Source organism: Pseudomonas moorei (assembly GCF_042846945.1).
GTDB lineage: Bacteria > Pseudomonadota > Gammaproteobacteria > Pseudomonadales > Pseudomonadaceae > Aquipseudomonas > Aquipseudomonas moorei.
Genome location: NZ_AP035776.1, coordinates 231,933 through 249,482 on the forward strand (window position 1 = coordinate 231,933; position 17,550 = coordinate 249,482).

The following is a 17,550-nucleotide window of genomic DNA, read 5'->3' on the forward strand; positions in this document are numbered from 1 at the left end:
CTTAACCTCGCGTCGACTCTGGGTTGCCGGCCGTGTTGCCGACAACGCTCTCAGCCAGGATGGCCAGAACCAGTTGCTGGAAATCCAGACCGGCGGCACGGGCCGCCATCGGAACCAGACTGTGATCGGTCATGCCCGGTGCCGTGTTGACCTCCAGGAACCAGAACTGCCCTTCGGCGTCCTGCATCACGTCCGCCCTGCCCCAACCGGCGATCCCCAGCGCCTCACAGGCTTTCGCCGTGAGGTCCATGAGTTCCTTTTCCTTGGCGCTGTCCAGCCCGCACGGAATGCGGTACTGGGTATCGTTGGCGATGTACTTGGCGTCGTAGTCGTAGAAACTGTGCGTCGTGCCCAGGGCAATCGGTGGCAACACCTGGTCACGCAGGGTGGCGATGGTGAACTCCGGACCTTGAATCCATTGCTCGACCAACACTTGCGAATCGTAGGTACTGGCCGCTTTCCAGGCGTCAATCAATTCGGACGCGGAAGTCACTTTGGCCATCCCGATACTTGAACCTTCATGGGCCGGTTTGACGATCAAAGGGAAGCCCAGTTCCGTCGCTGCCGAAATACAATCGGCCTCGCTGCTCAGTACCGCGTGACGCGGCGTCGGAATGCCCAGGCTGTGCCAGACCTGCTTGGTGCGCAGCTTGTCCATGGCCAGTGCCGAAGCGAGAATGCCACTGCCGGTGTACGGAATGCCCAGGCATTCGAGCAGGCCTTGCATGCTGCCGTCCTCACCGCCACGACCGTGGAGGATGATGAAGGCGCGGTCGATTTTTTCGCTCATCAGCCGCTGCAGAAGGTCATCGCCCACGTCAAGCCCGAACGCGTCCACACCCGCACTTTGCAGCGCATCGAGAACCGCGTTGCCCGACTTCAGGGATACTTCGCGCTCGGCACTCTTGCCACCGAACAGTACGGCGACCCGGCCGAAGTCTTTCGGCGCAACAGTGGAGACGAGGTTGGCGTACGCAGCAGTCATTTCAACTTCCCCTCGACCGACGCCGCAACGGCGCCAGCGAACAACTCACTCTTCAACAGTTTTGGTGCAAGGCCACCGATATCACCGGCCCCCTGGCACAGCAGGATGTCGCCGGCGCGCAGCAGCGGCTTGACGATAGGCGCGAGGTCAACGCCGCGATCGATGTAGATCGGATCAAGCTGTCCGCGCTGGCGGATGCTGTTGCATAGCTTGCGGCTGTCGGCGCCCGGGATCGGCTCTTCGCCGGCCGGATAGACTTCCATCAGCAGCAGCACGTTGGCGTCGGCCAGTACATTGACGAAATCGTCGTACAGGTCGCGCGTGCGGCTGTAGCGGTGCGGCTGGTAAACCATCACCAGGCGACGCTCCGGCCAGCCACCGCGTACCGCCTTGATGACTGCCGCGACTTCGGTCGGGTGGTGACCGTAATCGTCCACCAGCATCACATTGCCGCCCTCTACCGGCAGTTCGCCGTAGACCTGGAAGCGTCGACCAACGCCCTGGAACCCGGACAGGCCCTGGACGATGGCTTCATCGCTGACGCCTTCGTCAGTCGCGATGCAGATGGTGGCCAGTGCATTCAGCACGTTGTGGTTACCCGGCATGTTGACCGAGACGTCCAGCGGCTCGCGATCGGGACGCAGCACGGTAAAGAAGGTCTGCATGCCTTGCTGGCGCACATTGATCGCGCGCACGTCGCAGTCATCGCCAAAGCCGTAGGTGACGGCCGGACGTTTGACCAGCGGCAGGATTTCACGCACCACCGGATCGTCCAGGCACACCACCGCCAAACCATAGAACGGCAGGTTGTGAAGGAACTCGACGAAGGTTTTCTTCAGTTTGTTGAAATCACCGTCGTAGGTCGCCATGTGGTCGGCGTCGATGTTGGTAACCACGGCCACCAGCGGCTGCAAGTGCAGGAAGCTCGCGTCACTCTCGTCGGCTTCGGCAATCAGGTAACGACTGGTACCGAGCTGGGCATTGGTGCCCGCGGCATTCAGACGACCGCCGATCACGAACGTCGGGTCCAGGCCACCGGCCGCGAACACCGAAGCAATCAGGCTGGTGGTGGTGGTCTTGCCGTGGGTACCGGCGACGGCGATGCCGTGGCGATAGCGCATCAGCTCGGCCAGCATTTCCGCCCGAGGCACCACCGGAATCCGGCGCTCCAGCGCGGTGGCGACTTCCGGGTTGGACGTGTTCACCGCGCTCGACACCACCAACACATCGGCGGCAGCCGCGTTTTCGGCGCGATGGCCGATGAAAATATGCGCGCCAAACGATTCCAGGCGCTCAGTGACTGGGGATGCTTTCAGGTCGGAACCGGACACTTCATAGCCCAGGTTCAATAACACTTCGGCGATCCCGCACATGCCCACGCCGCCGATCCCGACGAAGTGGATTCGACGGATGCGGCGCATTTCCGGTTGTGGCATGGCTTTCTGATTCTCAACCATGGGCCACCTCCAGGCAGGTATCGACCACGCTACGGGTGGCATCGGGTTTGGCCAGGCGGCGGGCCGCGGTAGCCATATCGTTGAGTCGTTGTGGTTGCATCAGGACCTCTGTCAGGCGCGCGGCAAGATCCGCTGCGCCGGTCGTTCTTTGCGGCATCAGGAAGGCAGCACCTTCCCGGGCCAAATATTCGGCGTTGCGGGTCTGGTGATCGTCGATCGCGTGGGGCAAGGGCACCAGCATCGAGGGCAGTCCGGCGGCGGCCAGTTCACTGATGGTCAGCGCACCTGCGCGACATACCACCAGGTCGGCCCAGCCATAGGCTTGGGCCATGTCTTTGATAAAGGGCTGCACTTGCGCCTCGACGCCAGCCGCGCGATAGCGCTCTGCAGTCACTTCATCGTGGTTTTTGCCGGCCTGATGGAACACTTCCGGACGCAAGTCGACGGCGACTTGCGACAAGGCTTCAGGCAGCAACTTGTTCAACGGCTCTGCGCCCAGGCTTCCGCCCAGGATCAGCAAACGCGCCTTGCGACCGGCCAGGGCCGGTCGCGGTGTTTCGAGGAACAGCTCGGTGCGCACCGGGTTACCAGTGGTCCGACGGCTGCCCGACAGGGTAAAGGTGTCAGGGAAGGCTTCACAGACCCGGGCGGCCAACGGCATCAGCAACCGATTGGCGGTACCGGCAACGGCGTTCTGCTCGTGAACGATCACCGGCACGCCGGCCAGTTTGGCTGCAACACCACCAGGACCGGTCACATAACCGCCAAAACCGACGACACAGACGGGTCGCAACCGACGAATGATCGCCCGCGCCTGCCATACCGACTTGAGCAACATGAACGGCGCCTTGAGCAGCGACAGCTTGCCCTTGCCACGCAGACCGCTGGCATTGATCCGATGCAGCTCAATGCCGGCCGCCGGGACCAGATCGTTTTCAATGCCACGCGGCGTGCCAAGCCAGTGCACGGTGTAACCGCGAGACTGGAATTCACGCGCACAGGCCAGCGCCGGGAACACGTGGCCACCGGTGCCGCCGGCCATGATCAAGACATTAGCGCCCATGGTTCGGCTCCTCGGCGAAGTCGCTCTCGTGGAACTCCATCTCCTCGCTGCCCAGGTGGGTTCGACTCTCCCACTCGATGCGCAGCAACAAGCCGAGACAGGCACAGCAAATCACCAACGAACTGCCGCCATAACTGAGGAACGGCAGCGTCAGGCCTTTGGTCGGCAGCAGGCCGACGTTCACGCCGATGTTGATCAGGAACTGACCGATCCACAGGAACGACAGACCATAGGCCACGTAAGCAGCAAAAAACTGTTTGGCCTTTTCGGCCCACAAGCCGATGTACATGCCGCGAATACAGACGAATACGAACAGTGCCACGGTGCACAACGAACCCACGGCACCCAGTTCTTCGGCCAGGACCGAGAACACGAAGTCAGTGTGGGCTTCCGGCAGGTAGAACTGTTTCTGCACGCTGTTGCCCAGGCCGACGCCCAACCATTCACCACGACCAAAAGCGATCAATGCCTGGGACAACTGATAACCGGCACCGAACTGGTCGGCCCACGGGTCGGCAAAGTTGGTCAGACGCGCCATCCGATACGGCTGCATCTTGATCAACAGCACCACCGCCCCCACGGCCAGCACGACCATCAGGGAAAAACGGAACAGCCCGACACCGCCGAGGAATAGCATCGCCGCCGCAGCACCCATCATCACGACGGTGGCACCGAAGTCCGGCTCCATCAGCAACAGTCCCGCCATCGGCAGCAGCACGATGAACGGCTTGAAGAAACCCATCCAGCTTTCGCGCACTTCTTTCTGGCGACGCACCAGGTAACCGGCGAGGTAGATCACCACAAACACCTTGGCGATCTCGGAAGGCTGAACGTTGAAGAAGCTGAAGCCGATCCAGCGCATAGAACCGTTCACTTCGCGACCGATGCCCGGGACGATCACCATCACCAGCAAACCGAACGCCCCCAGCAGCATCAGCCAGCCCAGGCGCTGCCAGGTCGCGATCGGAATCATCATGGTGATGACGCAGGCGCCAAGACCCAGCACGACGTAGATCAGGTGACGAATCATGTAATACAGGGCACTGCCCGATTGCGCCGCCGCGACTTCGGTCGACGCCGAGGCAATCATGATCAACCCCAGACCGAGCAAGCCCAGGCAGCCGGCGAGCATCGGAAAATCGAGGTCGATGCCACGCCCGGTGATGATCGGCGATGGATAAGGCTTGATGATGTTTCTCATGCTCATGCCAGTTCCTCCACGGCGCGGACGAACTGGTGACCACGGTCTTCGTAGTTCTTGAACATGTCAAAACTGGCGCAGGCCGGAGACAGCAGCACGGCATCGCCCGGTTGGGCGACAGCACGGCATTGCTCGACCGCTTCGATCAGCGAGCTGACTCGAATCAGTGGCACGGCGTCGCCGATGGCCTGGCCGATCTTGTCGGAGTCGCGGCCCATGAGGATCACGGCGCGGCAATTGGACGCCACTGGATTATGCAGGTCCTTGAACTCGGCACCCTTGCCATCGCCACCGGCGATCAGCACAAGTTTACCGTCGATGTCCGCGCCCAGACCTTCAATCGCGGCCAGTGCAGCGCCGACGTTGGTGGCCTTGGAATCGTTGTAATAACTCACGCCGTCGAGATCGCGGACCCACTGGCAGCGATGCTCAAGGCCGGCGAAAGTGCGCAGGCTCGACAGCATGGCGTCGAATGGCAGGCCGACGGCGTGACCCAGCGCCAAGGCCGCCAAGGCGTTGGACTGGTTATGGGCGCCGCGAATTTTCAGCTCGCGCACCGGCATCAGGTTCTGGAATTCGAAAGCCAGGTACTTCTCGCCGTCTTCCTCACGGATACCGAAGGCCTTGAAATCGGGTTTGCTCAGACCGAAGGTCCAGCACGGCTGCCCCTCGCCCATCAGGGGACGGCTCAAGGCGTCCTGACGGTTGACCACGAACTGTTTGGCACCACGAAAAATCCGGTGTTTGGCCAGGTGATACGCCGGCAGACCGCTGTAGCGATCCATGTGGTCTTCGCTGACGTTGAGCACGGTCGCCACTTCAGCGCCGAGGTGATCGGTGGTTTCCAGCTGGAAGCTCGACAGCTCCATCACGTACAGCTCGATGTCATCGCTGAGCAGGTCCAGCGCCGGTGTGCCGAGGTTGCCGCCGACGGCGACACGCTTGCCGGCCGCTGCGGCCATCTCGCCGACCAGGGTGGTCACGGTGCTTTTCGCGTTGGAGCCACTGATGGCGACGATGGGCGCCTTCGCGTTACGCGCGAACAGCTCGATGTCGCCGGACAGTTTTACGCCACGGGCAGCGGCGGCCTGCAGGGCCGGAGTCGCCAGCGCCAGGCCGGGGCTCACGTAAAGTTCGTCGGCACGACACAGGAATTCCACGTCCAGCTCGCCACAACGCACTTCCACGTGCGGATAGTCACGCTTGAGCGTGGCCAGTTCCGGTGGATTTTCCCGCGTATCGGCCACTGCAAAGGCCACGCCCCGATTCGCCAGGAAGCGAACCAGGGACATGCCGCTCTTGCCGAGGCCGACAACGATGCGGAAGTGGTCAGAAGCGATCAGAGACACTCGTTCTACCTCAGCTTCAGGGTGGCAAGGCCGATCAGCACGAGAATCACGGTGATGATCCAGAAACGGACGATCACGCGCGGCTCGGGCCAGCCCTTGAGTTCAAAGTGGTGGTGAATCGGCGCCATGCGGAATACGCGGCGACCGGTCAGTTTAAAAGAGGCAACCTGAATGACGACTGACAGGGTCTCCATCACGAACACGCCGCCCATGATGAACAGGACGATCTCCTGACGGACGATCACGGCGATGGTGCCCAGGGCCGCGCCCAGCGCCAGAGCACCAACGTCGCCCATGAAGACCTGGGCCGGATAGGTGTTGAACCAGAGGAAACCCAGGCCCGCACCGATCAACGCGCCGCAGAACACGATCAACTCGCCCGCGCCCGGTACGTAGGGAATCAGCAGGTATTCGGCGAACTTCACGTTACCCGACAGGTAGCAGAAGATGCCCAGGCCACCGCCCACCATCACCGTCGGCATGATCGCCAGGCCGTCGAGGCCATCGGTCAGGTTGACCGCGTTACTCGAACCGACGATCACGAAGTAGGTCAGCACGATGAAACCAGCCCCCAGCGGAATGCTGTAGTCCTTGAGCATCGGCAGGATCAGGGTGGTTTCCACCGGAGTGGCGGCAGTCATATAAAGGAAGATTGCTGCGCCCAGGCCGAATACCGACTGCCAGAAATACTTCCAGCGGCTAGGGAGGCCGCGGGAGTTTTTCTCGATCACCTTGCGGTAGTCGTCGACCCAGCCAATGGCTCCGAACAGCAACGTCACCAGCAACACAACCCAGACATAACGGTTGGTCAGGTCAGCCCACAGCAGGGTGCTGACGGCGATGGACGAAAGAATCAGTGCACCGCCCATGGTCGGGGTGCCGGATTTTGACAGGTGCGATTGTGGACCATCGTTGCGAACGGACTGACCGATCTGACGGTTCTGCAGGGTGCGGATCATCCACGGGCCATAGCACAGCGACAAAACCAACGCGGTCAGTACACCGAGAATCCCGCGCAGGGTCAGGTACTGAAAGACCGCGAAGCCTTTGTAGAACTGTTGCAGATACTCCGCTAGCAGCAGCAGCATTAATGTTTCTCCAGACTGGTCCCGCACAAAGCGGCAACGATGTTTTCCATCGCGGCGCTGCGCGAACCCTTGATCAAAAAGGTGGTGTTTGTGTCTTGCTCGGCACCCAGGGCGTTGATCAATTCAGCCTGCGTGCTGAAGTGATAGGCCTGTGGGCCGAAGGCGTTGACGGCGTGGACCATCATCGGCCCGACGGCGTATAGCGCAGAAACCTTGCCTCGGGCGTATTCGCCCACATCGCGGTGCCCCTGCTCCGCCCATTCGCCCAGCTCGCCGATATCTCCGAGCACCAGAACGGTGCGACCGGAAAAGCCGGCCAGTATATCAACCGCCGCGCACATGGAGGTGGGGTTCGCGTTGTAAGTGTCATCAATTACGCGCATGCCATTGCTGGCCAGTTGCGCGACAGTCCGTCCCTTGACCGGCTGTACCGCGCCAAGACCCGTCGCAATGCCGAACAGCGACACGCCCAAGGCATGGGCGGCAGCCGCGGCGGCCATGGCATTGGCGACGTTATGGGTGCCAAGCAGGTTCAGCTGGACGCGTTCCACGCCTTCAGGGCTGTGCAAATTGAACGCTGGGCAGCCGCGAGCATCACGACCAAGGTCACTCGCATGGAAATCCGCGTTGACATTGCTCAGGGCAAACGTCAGCACTTTGCGACCAGCGGCGCGAGCCTTCCAGATGTCGAAAGCCTTGTCGTCCAGATTGAGAACGGCGACGCCATCGGCATCCAGCCCTTCAATAATCTCACCCTTGGCCTCGACGATTTTTTCCGGCCCGCCGAACTCACCCACGTGGGCGGTCCCGGCATTGTTGAGAATGGCCACGTGCGGCTTGGTCATGCCGACGGTGTAAGCAATTTCGCCCAGGCGCGAAGCACCCAGTTCGATCACGGCAGCGCTGTGTTCCGGCGCCAGTTCGAGCAAGGTCAGCGGCACGCCGAGGTCGTTGTTCAGATTGCCACGGGTTGCCAGCACCGAACCGCGTGTGCGCAGGATGCTCGCGAGCATTTCCTTGACCGTGGTCTTGCCGCTGGAACCGGTGATGGCTGCGACGGGATGTGTGAAGGCCGCACGGTTCAACGCACCCAGTTGACCCAACGCCCGACGGGTATCTGCGACCACCAATTGCGGCAGCGCGCTGTCGGCGACTTCGTGCTCGACCAGCGCTGCCACGGCGCCTTTGCCGGCGACATCATTCAGGTAGTCATGACCATCGAAGCGCGGACCTGTCAGCGCAATAAACAGTTGCCCGGGCTTGATCGCGCGACTGTCAATGCTGACGCCGTCGAAGCTGGCATCGGCGCCGACCAGACGAGCATTCAGCGCGCCAGTCAGTTCACTCAGTTTCAAGGCCTTAAGCATGGGCCACCTCCCACGCGGTCAAGGCATGATCGGCCTCGACCAGATCAGAGAAGGCGTGACGCTCGCCGTTGATTTCCTGATAGTCCTCATGACCTTTACCGGCCAGCACGATCACGTCATCTGCCGAGGCGCTGGCGATCAGTTGGGCAATGGCCTGGCCACGGCCGGCAACGAACGTCACGTTATCGACAGCCGTGAAACCGGCGCGGATGTCGTCGAAAATCAGCGCCGGGTCTTCCGTGCGCGGGTTGTCATCGGTCACCAGCACGCCGTCGGCCAGGCGCTCGACCACTTCAGCCATCAACGGACGCTTGCCGCGATCACGGTCGCCGCCACAGCCAAACAGGCACAGCAACCGGCCCTTGGCATGCGGACGCAGGGCCAGCAATACTTTTTCCAATGCGTCCGGGGTATGGGCGTAATCGACCACGACCAATGGCTGCGAGCCTCCACCCAGACGCTGCATGCGCCCGGCCGGGCCTTCCAGCTTTGGCAGCACCTTGAGGATTTCGTCCAGCGCATAATCCAGCCCGAGCAAAGCGCCCACCGCTGCCAGCACGTTGCTCAGGTTGAAGCGACCGAGCAGGGCGCTGCGCAAATGATGCTCGCCTTGCGGCGTGACCAACGTGGCGCGCACGCCTTCGTCGTCGAACTGCGCTTCGCGGCAATACAAATAAGCACTGGAGTCTTCGAGGCTGTAGGTAATCAACCGCGACTCGCGTTTATCGGCGGCCAGTTGCCGGCCGAATTCGTCATCGAGGTTGACCACCCGGCATTTCAGGTCATTCCACGCAAACAGCTTGGCCTTCGCTTCGCCGTAGGCCTGCATGGTGCCGTGGTAATCCAGGTGATCTCGGGACAGATTGGTCATCACTGCCACATCGAACGCCAATGCCGTCACACGGCCCTGATCCAGACCATGGGAAGAAACTTCCATCGCCACGGCTTTGGCCCCGGCCTTTTTCAGGTCCGCCAGAGTGGCTTGTACGGCGATAGGATTCGGCGTGGTATGCAGGCCGCTTTCCAGCGCACCGTAGAAACCGGTGCCGAGGGTGCCAACCAGGCCGCAGTGCTGACCGAGCAGGTCCAGCGCCTGGGCAACCAGCTGAGTCACGCTGGTCTTGCCATTGGTGCCGGTCACGCCGATCAGGTTCAGATGATGACTCGGCTCGCCATAAAATCGTCCGGCGATGTCCGAAAGTTGCGCCGCCAGGCCTTTGACCGGAATCAATGGCACTTCAGTGATCGGCAGCACGGTGGCGCCTTCCACTTCGTAAGCCACGGCGGCAGCGCCACGCGCCAGAGCGTCGGCGATGTGCGTACGACCATCGAATTTGCCGCCCGGTACCGCGAGGAACAGATCGCCCGCGCGTACGTTGCGACTGTCCAGCGCCAATTCACGAATCAGCAGATCGTGGCCAGCGTGAGGGAAAATCTTGTTCAGGCTAAGAGACATCAGCCGCGCCCTCCATTGGCTTTCAGTGGAACGACCGGCGTTGCGTTCGCTTGTTGAGTAGGTGGCAGGTTGTCCGGGGTGATGTTCATCAGGCGCAAGGTGCCGGACATGACGCGACTGAATACCGGTGCCGATACCAAACCACCGAAGTAGCCGGCCTTGGTCGGTTCATCGATCACCACCACAATGGCGTAACGCGGATCGCTCATCGGGCCGAAGCCGGCGAACAGCGAGCGATAGGAGTTCTCGGCGTAGCCTTTGGTACCGACCGACGTTTTACGCGCAGTACCCGACTTGCCGCCCACGTGATACGCCGGCACCTGCGCACGGAACACGCCGCGCGGGGCCTCGATCACTTGCTGCAGCATGCCCTGCATGGTTTTCGCCACGGCTTCAGGCAGCACTTGGGTGGTTTGCGGCGCCTTGTCGGTCTTGATCAGGGTCAGCGGCGCGAGGCGGCCGTTGTTGGCCAGGGCCGAGAAGGCGTGAACCAGCTGGATCGCCGTTACCGAAATACCGTAGCCGTAGGACAGCGTGGCGGTCTCGGCCTTGCGCCATTCGCGGTAGTTCGGCAGGTTGCCGACGCGCTCGCCCGGGAAACCCAGGCCGGTGTCCTGGCCGAGACCGACTTTCTGCGCCAGCCGGAAAATCGTCTCGCCGCCGATATCGAACGCGACCTTACTCATGCCGACGTTACTGGAGTTGATCAGAATGCCGGTCATATCCAGCACCGGACCTTCGGTCTTGGAGACGTCCTTGATGGTGTATTTACCAATCTGCAAAGTGCCCGGGTAAACCTCGACGGTATCGCTCGGTTTCCAGCGCCCGGTTTCAATGGCCGCGCTCATGGAAATCGCCTTCATGGTCGAACCCGGTTCGAACACGTCGATCATCGCGCGGTTACGCATCATCGCCGGTTGCAGGTTGCGGCGGTTGTTCGGGTTATAGGTCGGCTGGTTGACCATGGCGAGAATCTCGCCGGTCTTCACATCCATGATCACCAGGCTGCCGGCTTTCGCGCCATTCTCGATGATAGCGTTGCGCAATTCACGGTTCGCCAGGTATTGCAGACGCAGGTCAATGGACAACGCCAAGGGCTTTCCGGCCTTGGCGTTTTTGGTGACCTGGACATCCTTGATCAACCTGCCGCGCCGATCCTTGATGACCTGGCGCTTGCCGGGAACGCCGGCCAGCCATTCGTCATAGGCCAGCTCGACACCTTCCCGACCGTGGTCATCGATATCGGTAAAACCGACCATATGCGCGGTCACTTCACCGGCCGGATAGAAGCGACGAAACTCTTCGATACCGTAAACACCCGGCACCTTCAGATCGAGCACAGCCTGGCCTTGCTCAGGCGTCAGCCCGCGCACCAGATAGATGAATTCTTTATTGGCTTGAGCCTCAAGGCGCTCGGCCAGGGCTTTCGGGTCCTGACCCAGGGCCGCGGCCAGTGCAGGCCACTTCTCTTTGGCCAGCTGCATTTCCTTGGCGTTGGCCCACAGGGTGGTCACCGGCGTGCTGACGGCCAGAGGCTCGCCGTTACGGTCGGTAATCAAACCACGGTGAGCTGGAATCGGGATATGACGAACGCTGCGCGCGTCTCCCTGACCCTTGAGGAAGTCACGGTCGACGACTTGCAGATCGATAATGCGCCAGCAAATCGCCGCCACCATGATACCGAGCAAACCCAGGACCACGCGGAACCGCCATGGGAAGAGTGCACCTTCGAGTTTCATCATGGCGCCACCATCTGCACTTCGGCGGCACCGGGAATGTGCATCTTCAGTTGTTCGGTCGCCAGCACTTCGATTCGGCTGTGCGCGGTCCAGGTGCTCTGCTCAAGAATCAACCGTCCCCACTCGGCCTGGGCCTTGTCCCGCACGCTCAACTCGTTGTAGAGCGAGTTGAGCAGTTGACGATTCCAGTGCGCGCTATAGGACACGCCGATCGCCGACACGAGCACGGCGATAAACAGCAGCAGCATGAAGAAGCTTCCGCCGGGCAGTGGCTTGGCGAATAGCTTGCTCACCGCAGCTTCTCCGCCACGCGCATGACAGCGCTACGGGAGCGTGGGTTGGCTTTGAGTTCGGCGTCGGAGGCCGTCTGCGCTTTGCCATGGACTTTGATTTTCGGTTCGAAAGCGACATGCCGAACCGGCAGGTTGCGCGGCAGGTTGTCGGCTTCGCCTTTCACCAGTTTGCGCATGAACAGTTTGACGATGCGATCTTCCAGCGAGTGGAAGCTGATTACGACCAGACGACCGCCCACTTCCAGGCAGTCCAGAGCGGCTTCGAGGCCAGCTTCCAGATCGCCCAATTCGTTGTTGACGTGAATACGCAAGCCCTGGAAAGCACGGGTTGCCGGGTTTTTGCCCTTTTCCCACGCCGGGTTGGCGACCTTGAGGACTTCAGCCAGGTCGGCCGTTCGCTCGAACGGTTTGATATCGCGACGCTCGGCCACGGCACGGGCCATGCGACCGGAGAAACGCTCTTCGCCGTATTCCTTGAACACACGGGCAATTTCTTCCACCGGCGCGGTATTGACGAATTCGGCGGCGCTGATCCCGCGAGAGGGATCCATGCGCATGTCCAGAGGACCGTCATTGAGGAAACTGAAGCCACGCTCCGGGTCGTCCAGTTGCGGCGAAGACACACCCAGGTCGAGCAATACGCCGCTGACCTTACCGTGCAGGCCACGATCGGCAACCTCCGAACCAAGCTCGGCAAAGCTGCGCTGCACAACGACAAAGCGGCCGTCTTCGGCCGCTAGCGTCTGCCCGGTGGCAATCGCTTGAGGATCTTTATCGAACCCGAGCAACCGGCCATCGGGACCGAGCTGGCTGAGGATCAACCGACTGTGCCCGCCGCGCCCGAACGTACCGTCCAGATAGCAGCCATCAGGACGTACGGCGAGAGCCTCGACGGCTTCGTCAAGCAGTACGGTGATGTGGTTAAAGCCGCTATCAATAGTCACAGGATCAAATCACGCAGTTCATCAGGCATGGCGCCCGGTTGTTGAATAGCAGCCAGGTCCGCGGCAGAAACCGCGTTCCAGGCATCCTCGTCCCACAATTGGAACTTGTTCAGTTGGCCTACCAACATCGCGCGCTTATCCAACTTGGCATATTCACGAAGACGCGGCGGAACCAGAAAACGACCACTGCCATCGAGCTCGAGGTCGACGGCATTACCAATCAGTAAACGTTGCAGGCGGCGGTTCTCTTCGCGAAGCGAAGGCAGTGCGCGCAGTTTGGTTTCAATAATTTCCCACTCGTCGAGGGGGTAAACACACAAGCACGGATCAACGGCATCAATTGTGACAATTAACTGACCGGAACTACGCGAAACGAGCTCGTCACGGTACCGGCTCGGCATGGCGAGACGGCCCTTTGCATCGAGACTGATAGCGTTGGCTCCGCGAAACACGTCAGCGTTTCTCCAAATATTAGCTTTTTGCGCTCAAAAAACCCACTTCATGCCACTTTCCGCCACTTGCGCACACTATAGGAATGCGCCCACCACACCGTCAAGGCGCGCATTAAAGGAAAACCCTTACAGAACTGAGATTTAGGAGCATAAAAGGAGGGAGAACAAGAATCCGGCAGATGAAACTGCCCGATAACTTGAATCAGCACAGAAGGCTGCGTTCAGAAGTTAAAGTAATTTATTAAGAGTAAGATTTTTTCGGTATTACGAAAGTGCTTCTGCCGACGATTCTGAAAGGAGGGAAAAACGATGCTGCTTCGAGTTTCGGCGATCATCACCAGCGCAGGCTAATTGATATCACCTAACTCCGGATCCCGACGACACTCTATGACAAGAATGCCATCACCCGCACCCTGCTAAATGATTTAAGCAGAGGATAGAAAAAAGGTGGAGAGTCGATCTGTAAGCCGGGTTCTGTCTTGAACAGTCATTCGTCTACGATGGCCATCACTGGACATCTTTAGCAACCTACCCGGTCCCAGCGCGGGCCACGCCTTGGGACCCTATTTGGTCTTGCTCCAAGTGGGGTTTACCTAGCCACGAACTGTTGCCAGACGTGCGGTGCGCTCTTACCGCACCTTTTCACCCTTACCGGCGCCGAAGCGCTTAGGCGGTTATTTTCTGTGGCACTTTCCGTAGGCTCACGCCTCCCAGGCATTACCTGGCACTTCGCCCTATGGAGCCCGGACTTTCCTCCCCCCCCTAATTTTCATAGAGGGCAGCGACTGTCCGATCGACTCTCCGCCGCGAAGGTTAACGGCAGAGCGCCGGAAGAACAAGCGCTAAAAGCCTTTAGCCACCCCATTGCGTCGGGTTTTACTCGCCCTTTTGTTTATCCAGCGCGACCTGGTACAGCACATTCTTGCGCTCGCCGGTAATTTGCGCCGCCAATGCCGCAGCACGCTTGAGCGGCATTTCTTCGAGCAACAGATTGAGGATGCGCATCGCCTCGCTGCTGACAGCATCCTCGCTTTCCGGAGCCGTCCATCCCGCCACCAGCACGACGCATTCGCCGCGCTGCTGATTGCTGTCCGACTCGACGAACTCACGCAGCTCGGCCAATGGCAAGCCTTTGAGTGTTTCAAAGGTCTTTGTCAGTTCCCGCGCCAACAATGCCGGACGCTCACCGCCAAATACCAGCTCCATGTCCTGCAGGCATTCAAGGATACGGTGCGGCGCTTCGTAAAAAATCAGCGTGCGCGGCTCCTCTTTAATGAGTTCAAGGCGTGCGCGCCGCCCCACGGCCTTGGCCGGCAGAAACCCCTCGAAAATGAAACGATCCGATGGCAACCCCGCCGCCGACAGTGCCGCGATCAACGCACAGGCGCCTGGCACCGGCACTACATTAATGCCTGCCGCACGGGCTTGACGCACCAGGTGATAGCCTGGATCGGAAATCAGCGGTGTCCCCGCATCGGAAATCAGCGCCACATCGTCACCGGCCAGCAGCCGGGTAATAAAGCGGCTGCCTTCATCCCGCTCGTTGTGCTCATGGCAAGCGGCCAGCGGCGTCGGGATACCGAAGTGCTGCATCAAGCGCTGGGAATGCCGGGTGTCTTCGGCGGCGATCAGCGCGACCTCGCGCAAGATCTTCAGCGCTCGCGCACTGATGTCGTCCAGGTTGCCGATGGGCGTCGCCACCACATAAAGCGAGCCAGCAGCGGAATTCAAAGCACCTGGAGCAGTCAAAGCGCACACCTCACAATCGATAAAGCCGACATTGTAACGCGTAGCGACGCTCGCTTTTTCAGCCTTTTGTGCCTTGCCGCAACATTTCTACGAGCTAAATTGATCGATTCACGCCAGTAACATCGCGCCCCGGCCAGTGCTTGGGTACAATTCCACGCTAATTTGATCGAGTATCAGGAACGCTTACATGATCGCTTGCCTGCGGCTGTTTACTGCCCTCTGCCTCGCTGCCTTGCTGGCGGCTTGCGCCAGCTCGCCCTCCTCCAGCCTTGGCGAACTTCCTCGGACCCCGGATGCCAGTATCGAGCAATTGCTTGAAAAGGCAGCCCAAAGCAAAAATCCGGAAGACGCCGCCCTGCTTCGCCTGAGCGCGGCGGACATGGCCTATCGTCAGGGCAATGCCGGCCAGTCCGCGCAGATCCTGCAACAGGTTCCGGTCGAACAACTCAAGCCGGGACAACAGATCTTCGCCAACACCCTGGCGGCTGAGCTGGCCATGGCCCGTAACCAGCCCAAGGCGGCGCTGACCGCCTTGAGCCACCCAAGCCTGCAACGCCTGAGTGAAATGCCCGCCGAACAGCAGGTACGCACTGGCACCGTTCACGCCCGGGCCCTTGAAGCCGATGGCCAGACGCTCGCCGCAGCACGGGAACGCGTTTTTATCGCACCGATGCTGACCGGTGACGCAGCCCGCAAAAACCACGAAGCCATCTGGGCACTGATCGCTTCGTTGCCCACCGATCAATTGCAACCGACCACCACCGACGACCTCGGCGGCTGGATGGCACTGGCACTGGCCGTAAAATCGGCCGGCACCCTGGAACAACAACAGGCCGCAATCGACAACTGGCGCGCCCAGAACCCGAAACACCCGGCCGCTATCCAGCTGCCTCTGCCATTGACCAATCTCAAGGAGCTGGCCAGTCAGCCCCTTGGCAAAATCGCCCTGCTGCTGCCACAGGACGGTCCATTGGCTTCGGTCGGAAAGGCATTGCGCGAAGGTTTCATGGCTGCCCATTACCAGGCCCAACAAGCCGGGCAGAAGCCGCCAGCCATCGAGTTCTATGACAGCTCGCACCTGACCTCCCTTGACGAGTTCTATCGCAAGGCCCAGGCCGACGGCGTGCAACTGGTCGTCGGTCCGCTGGAAAAGCCGCTGGTCAAACAGCTCAGCACTCGCCCACAACTGCCGATCACCACACTGGCGCTGAACTACAGCGAAGGTGAACAAGGTCCTGCCCAACTGTTCCAGTTTGGTCTTGCAGCGGAAGACGAGGCACGCGAAGTATCGCGCCGCGCTCGCGCCGATGGCCTGCATCGTGCTGCCATCATGGTGCCGAAAGGTGAATGGGGCGATCGCGTACTCAAGGCTTTCAGCCAGGACTGGCAAGCTAACGGAGGCAGCATCGTCGTCACCGAACGCGTCGACCAGCCGGTGCAACTGGCCCAGCAAATTGCCGACATGTTCCAGCTGCGTCAGAGCGAAGGTCGCGCCAAGAGCCTGCAAAGCACCATTGGCTCCCAGGTCAGCGCCCAGCCTTCCCGGCGCCAGGACATCGAGTTCATCTTCCTGGCTGCCACGCCACAACAGGCCCAACAAATCAAACCGACCCTGAACTTCCAGTACGCGGGTGATGTTCCGGTTTACGCCACTTCCCACGTTTTCAGCGCCAGTGGCGATGTGAACCAGTACAACGACATGAACGGCATCCGTTTCTGCGAAACCCCATGGCTGCTGGATGCCAATGATCCACTGCGCCGCCAGGTCACCGCACAATGGCCACAAGCGGCCGGAAGCCTGGGGCGCCTTTACGCCATGGGCGTCGATGCCTATCGCCTGGCTCCACGTCTGGGGCAACTCAAGGCCTTGCCGGAGAGCCGTGTCGAAGGTCAATCGGGCAGCCTGGGCATCACTCAGAACCAGCGCGTCGTAAGACAGTTGCCATGGGCCCAGTTCGTCAATGGCCAGATTCAACGTCTGCCGGACACCCCGCGCTGATGCCTGACAGGTCACGCCAGCAAAGCGGTAAAGATGCCGAGCGCCATGCGCTCGAGCATCTCCAACAACAAGGTCTGCGCCTGCTGGCGCAGAACTGGTTGTGTAAACGCGGCGAGCTTGATCTGGTCATGCTTGATGGCGATACAGTAGTATTCGTTGAAGTTCGCTACAGAAAAAACACTCAATGGGGTGGCGCGCTCGATAGCATCGATGAGCGCAAACGGCAGAAACTGATTTTTGCCGCGCAGTATTTTCTTCAGTGCGAGTCGCGCTGGGCCAATTCCCCTTGCCGTTTCGACGTGGTTGCCATCGACAGTAAACTCGATCAGTTGAACTGGTTGCAGAATGCCTTCGACAGCTGATCGCTTAAGCTCCGAACCGGACACCCGACAACACTTTTGCTCTTTG

The 17,550-nt window shown here is 60.5% G+C and carries 15 protein-coding genes and 1 other RNA gene; 2 read left to right on the plus strand and 14 right to left on the minus strand.

The annotated features are described in order from the left end of the window. Position 1 precedes the first annotated feature (1 nt). The 14 genes from ACGJAX_RS01090 to rsmI form a co-directional block, all read right to left on the minus strand. Positions 2–985, minus strand: a complete 984-nt coding sequence (locus ACGJAX_RS01090) for a D-alanine--D-alanine ligase (protein ID WP_090325029.1) — start codon at positions 983–985, stop codon at positions 2–4. Then, positions 982–2,442 (minus strand): UDP-N-acetylmuramate--L-alanine ligase, encoded by a 1,461-nt coding sequence (murC, locus tag ACGJAX_RS01095; protein WP_090325031.1) that lies wholly within the window; start codon positions 2,440–2,442, stop codon positions 982–984. The genes ACGJAX_RS01090 and murC overlap by 4 nt, the downstream gene beginning before the upstream one ends. Continuing rightward, positions 2,435–3,505: an undecaprenyldiphospho-muramoylpentapeptide beta-N-acetylglucosaminyltransferase gene (gene murG, locus ACGJAX_RS01100; protein ID WP_390957224.1), complete on the minus strand. Its 1,071-nt coding sequence runs from the start codon at positions 3,503–3,505 to the stop codon at positions 2,435–2,437. The genes murC and murG overlap by 8 nt, the downstream gene beginning before the upstream one ends. Continuing rightward, positions 3,495–4,712 carry a putative lipid II flippase FtsW gene (gene ftsW, locus ACGJAX_RS01105; RefSeq protein WP_090325034.1) on the minus strand — a complete coding sequence of 406 codons (1,218 nt, stop codon included), beginning with the start codon at positions 4,710–4,712 and terminating at the stop codon, positions 3,495–3,497. The genes murG and ftsW overlap by 11 nt, the downstream gene beginning before the upstream one ends. Then, positions 4,709–6,055 (minus strand): UDP-N-acetylmuramoyl-L-alanine--D-glutamate ligase, encoded by a 1,347-nt coding sequence (gene murD / locus ACGJAX_RS01110; protein ID WP_390957225.1) that lies wholly within the window; start codon positions 6,053–6,055, stop codon positions 4,709–4,711. Before murD ends, ftsW begins: the two co-directional genes overlap by 4 nt. A gap of 5 nt (positions 6,056–6,060) precedes the next feature. Further along, positions 6,061–7,143, minus strand: a complete 1,083-nt coding sequence (gene mraY, locus ACGJAX_RS01115) for a phospho-N-acetylmuramoyl-pentapeptide-transferase (RefSeq protein ID WP_390957226.1) — start codon at positions 7,141–7,143, stop codon at positions 6,061–6,063. Further along, complete coding sequence (gene murF, locus ACGJAX_RS01120) at positions 7,143–8,510, minus strand: UDP-N-acetylmuramoyl-tripeptide--D-alanyl-D-alanine ligase (protein ID WP_390957227.1); 1,368 nt, start codon at positions 8,508–8,510, stop codon at positions 7,143–7,145. The genes mraY and murF overlap by 1 nt, the downstream gene beginning before the upstream one ends. Continuing rightward, the gene (locus ACGJAX_RS01125) at positions 8,503–9,966 is read right to left on the minus strand and encodes a UDP-N-acetylmuramoyl-L-alanyl-D-glutamate--2,6-diaminopimelate ligase (RefSeq protein WP_247256351.1); all 1,464 of its coding nucleotides are present in this window, start codon (positions 9,964–9,966) and stop codon (positions 8,503–8,505) included. Before ACGJAX_RS01125 ends, murF begins: the two co-directional genes overlap by 8 nt. After that, complete coding sequence (locus tag ACGJAX_RS01130) at positions 9,966–11,705, minus strand: penicillin-binding protein 2 (protein WP_174552505.1); 1,740 nt, start codon at positions 11,703–11,705, stop codon at positions 9,966–9,968. The genes ACGJAX_RS01125 and ACGJAX_RS01130 overlap by 1 nt, the downstream gene beginning before the upstream one ends. Further along, positions 11,705–11,998, minus strand: a complete 294-nt coding sequence (gene ftsL, locus ACGJAX_RS01135) for a cell division protein FtsL (protein WP_090325044.1) — start codon at positions 11,996–11,998, stop codon at positions 11,705–11,707. Before ftsL ends, ACGJAX_RS01130 begins: the two co-directional genes overlap by 1 nt. After that, positions 11,995–12,942 (minus strand): 16S rRNA (cytosine(1402)-N(4))-methyltransferase RsmH, encoded by a 948-nt coding sequence (rsmH, locus tag ACGJAX_RS01140; protein WP_162493938.1) that lies wholly within the window; start codon positions 12,940–12,942, stop codon positions 11,995–11,997. The genes ftsL and rsmH overlap by 4 nt, the downstream gene beginning before the upstream one ends. Continuing rightward, a complete protein-coding gene (gene mraZ / locus ACGJAX_RS01145) occupies positions 12,939–13,394 on the minus strand; it encodes a division/cell wall cluster transcriptional repressor MraZ (protein WP_003205355.1) in 456 nt (151 codons plus the stop codon). Before mraZ ends, rsmH begins: the two co-directional genes overlap by 4 nt. A gap of 447 nt (positions 13,395–13,841) precedes the next feature. Further along, an RNA gene (rnpB, locus tag ACGJAX_RS01150) (RNase P RNA component class A) lies at positions 13,842–14,195 on the minus strand. 75 nt (positions 14,196–14,270) lie between these two features. Beyond that, positions 14,271–15,143 (minus strand): 16S rRNA (cytidine(1402)-2'-O)-methyltransferase, encoded by an 873-nt coding sequence (gene rsmI / locus ACGJAX_RS01155; protein ID WP_247256350.1) that lies wholly within the window; start codon positions 15,141–15,143, stop codon positions 14,271–14,273. A 187-nt stretch (positions 15,144–15,330) separates the two neighbouring features. Here rsmI and ACGJAX_RS01160 point away from each other — a divergent pair, with 187 nt between their 5' ends. Together ACGJAX_RS01160 and ACGJAX_RS01165 are read left to right on the plus strand one after the other, a co-directional pair. After that, a complete protein-coding gene (locus tag ACGJAX_RS01160) occupies positions 15,331–17,142 on the plus strand; it encodes a penicillin-binding protein activator (RefSeq protein WP_090325047.1) in 1,812 nt (603 codons plus the stop codon). Beyond that, positions 17,142–17,504 carry a YraN family protein gene (locus tag ACGJAX_RS01165; RefSeq protein WP_090325049.1) on the plus strand — a complete coding sequence of 121 codons (363 nt, stop codon included), beginning with the start codon at positions 17,142–17,144 and terminating at the stop codon, positions 17,502–17,504. The genes ACGJAX_RS01160 and ACGJAX_RS01165 overlap by 1 nt, the downstream gene beginning before the upstream one ends. Positions 17,505–17,550 lie beyond the last annotated feature (46 nt).